This is a genomic window from Aeromonas sp. ASNIH8 (assembly GCF_002919855.1).
Taxonomy (GTDB): domain Bacteria; phylum Pseudomonadota; class Gammaproteobacteria; order Enterobacterales; family Aeromonadaceae; genus Aeromonas; species Aeromonas caviae.
In genome coordinates, this window is sequence record NZ_PQLN01000184.1 from 1 (window position 1) to 3,397 (window position 3,397).

Annotated in this window: 3 pseudogenes; 2 read left to right on the plus strand and 1 reads right to left on the minus strand. The window is 47.8% G+C overall.

What is annotated here, in order from left to right:
• A pseudogene (locus tag C3418_RS23100) lies at positions 1-467 on the minus strand (IS21 family transposase); the annotation flags it as partial.
• 387 nt (positions 468-854) lie between these two features.
• On the opposite strand from C3418_RS23100, the pseudogene C3418_RS23105 reads away from it, so the two are divergent.
• Positions 855-1,091: pseudogene (locus C3418_RS23105) on the plus strand (transposase); the annotation flags it as partial.
• Positions 1,092-2,268: 1,177 nt separating this feature from the next.
• A pseudogene (locus C3418_RS24970) lies at positions 2,269-2,787 on the plus strand (TerB N-terminal domain-containing protein); the annotation flags it as partial.
• Positions 2,788-3,397: the final 610 nt, after the last annotated feature.

Sequence of the window (3,397 nt, forward strand, 5' to 3'; positions counted from 1 at the left end):
ATGGGCACCGTGGGCCCGCAGTAGTCGATAAAGAGCTTTTCCCCCGCCTTGTGGATCTGGCGCATGGAGCGCTTTTGCAACTGACACCAGGACTTGTAACGGTCACAGAACTGGGAGTAGCTGTAACAGCTATTGGGATAGCGCTGGGTGTACTCCTCCCAGAGCAGCTGTTTGGAGACCCCCTTGCGCTTGAGCTCCTGATGGACAGAGGGCCAATCCGGCACAACATGGCGGGCCGAGATGGTGGTATCGGCCTGCGGATAGAACAGGGCAGCCAGTCGGCCATCATCAAGCTCGGTAGGTAAGGGCCAGGTAAGGCCGAGCGCCTGGGCACTTTTGAGGAGTTTCTGGATGGAGCCGACACTGACCTTGGTACAGATACTGATTTGGCGAACAGAGAGGTCAGCTTCCAGCCGCAGTCGCAGTACTTCACGAATTTTACGCATTGCAATCCTCTTGGCAGACATAGGCTCTTCCCTGGCAAAAGGGAGAGCGTATCAAAGGTTTTTAAATCAATGCGTTAAGGATGATTCCGGTGAATGTGAACAGTGATTCCGGGATGTTGAACACTGTTTCCGGAAAGGAGGGGCGAAGTGTTCAGGTTGAACCGGAATGAGCGTTCATATTGGTCCGGAAATGGTGTTCACGTTGAATCGGAATTGGTGTTCATGATCGGCCGGAATATGCAACCTTGTGATAGATCTGATTTTTGTGTCCAGATCTCATGCAGGAGTCGGCACAATTCATGCTCATGTTTGTTGTAGCCTGAGCTCGGAGCGTGAGTTGGTAGGACAAAGGTAACTGTTCAACAGCCGGGGCTTGGTAATCCTCCCTAAAAATGGGGGCATTACCCGGCACAAGTCTCACTGGAAAATGTTCATGATGCTGAGGTGCTGCCGACTCTGCTCAATCCACTACGACGCAAGCTGGGACGTGTTTATGCTGATGGCGCCTATGACAGCAAAGCCAGCCATCAGCTGATAGCGCGCAAAGGGGCAACAGCCTGTATCCCGCCTCACAAGAACGCGGGGTTATGGAAAAAGGGGCATCCGAGAAATGAGGTGGTGCGGGTGATGCGCAAGGAGGGGCTGGGGCAGTTGTGGCTTGATGGTTGATTTGGGAAACAACGCCATACTGAAGGAAATGTACTTTAAAGTAACTTAAGGAAGACAGCGGTTTGAGGCCGGTGTCAGGTGATAGCCAGAACTGCCCAATATATGGGCAAGAACGCCCCGCCCTCTTTATTCATCACATTGAAAGATCAAGCGGAGTACGCTCTATTTTGCAAGATCACTCGAGCACATGCTGAAAATACTTCTCATTCTGCTGATCAAGCTGTCCTAAGGGGTCCGTAAGAAATCACTAGCCTTTCCTCACAGAGTGAACATCTTCAGGTAATTGAACCTTTACTCGTCTATACGTGAACTTTATCATTAGGTACATCGCACTTTAAGGTTGCTATTTAAGTTAGTAATTTTACTTAGCTTAAGCATTACTGTTTGGAGAGGATAGATGGCAAGGAAAAGGCGGACATCAAAGAAACTTGGAGATTTTTATCTCATTATACTTGCCATAGTTATCTTTATTACTATCAAGATCATTGAAGCTATAAAAGCGGTTCCCTGGCAACTTTGGGTGGGTGCATTCTGCGTTTTATTTCTTTTTTTCACATACCGTTACAACAAAACCACCGACAAAGCAGAAAAGCCAACAGTTACAGCCACATCTCATCCGACTAAGCACACTTCACCAGTGCATAGAGAGCCGCCGAGGGCAGCTTTCGCGCCATCACCGGCACCCAGTCATTCGAATGCCATGGCCAAAGCGGATACAGGAATGCGACCAGATACGCCCCCCCACCAGCAACCGAATCCAGACACTGAAAATGTGATCAAGGTATCGACCACTGACCTTATGATTTCTGGGGCATCAACCCCCGTTGCGCCCACAATGATGAATGCAAACTCTTTTTCCGATAGAACGCCAACTGCTCTTTTAGATGAACCGATAACTATCGCTGATTATGAGGATGAGGATGAGGACGACATTCTCACTACTGTGGGTATTGCATCTCATCACAGTAGATCTCCATCACCAGAGTTCAGGATCAGTTTTGCTTTTGAAGACCACAGTGCTACCAGTGATGACCACTCCCCCTCTCCTGCATTTACGCCTTCTGAACTAATTCCTGCTGGTCCACGAATCATTGCTCGATGGATGTCACCAGGTGAAGAGATCACTCTGGCAGGTCTAAAAATTAGCGGAGGCATGTTTTACGTAGGCGATGCAACGAATGTGAGCGGTCTACTTAGTGAGCCATCTCTTATCAATCCACAAGCATCAGTTACTATCAAAAATGCCCCCTTGGACCTCCCCTTGGAGGGATACTATCCAAGCTATCGCAATCTATCTCCTGAAGCCAAAAAAAGGTATTTGCAATGGATGGAAAATGGTCGAAAAGACCCAAGCGTTGCTATCGGATATGTCTTCATTTTCTTTTATGGATTAGAGCGCCGTTATTTTATTGACGCCCAAAAAGATGAACTCGCGAAGAGAGAAATGCCATTTATTGAAGCCGAGGTCACTAGGCTACTCTCCATCTATCCGCATAACGGCTCCTTTGCACGATATGCCACCAATTTTCTTGAGTACGGAAAGGTAAGGAGCATTAGTGATACGTTATATCAACTTCCAGCTCCAGAAGCGGACCCGTTTTTTTGCATGAGCATACCATTTTCGTTAAAAATATGCCTAGGCCAGCTAGTCAGAGACAATAAACCTGTTCCTGCCGACTGGGCTTTACTCTGGGCCACCTGCATCCCAACAATTTCCTTACGGACACCTGCTCAGCGATGCTTTGATATATTCAAGGCCATGTTTATGGTCATCTATAAGCGTGAGTTTGGGGATGGTATTAAGCTGAAAGCTCTCAAAGCTCGCGTTGAATTATTCTACTATCCTGCGTCCGGTGCGTTGGGAAGATTAAATTGCACCAGCGACTTATCAGATGTTTCACTCTCAAAAGCATACTCGAACAAACTGAGCAAAATTGTTGACCTATGTACTTCCCTACTTGAGCCATACAGCCGGTATCTGGGGAGAAATGTTGGATCAGAAAACACCCTGGAAGCGTTGCTTCATCTGCCATATCAGTATTGGCCAACAGCCATGAAACAAACGTTCGTGACGCTGGAAGAGGTTGTTGGTGTTGATGCAATGCTCCTGCCTTGGTCTGACCTTGCCGCGCGTATAAACATCGACAACACGGGACAGGGTGAGAGCGTGAACATTTTGTTAAATTTCACCCAGTTTTTTGAGACCCGCATTGAGTACCGTTTCCAGATATTCACTGCTCATTCCTGCGATTTTTTGCTTCCGTCTTACGCTCGCCTTGCGT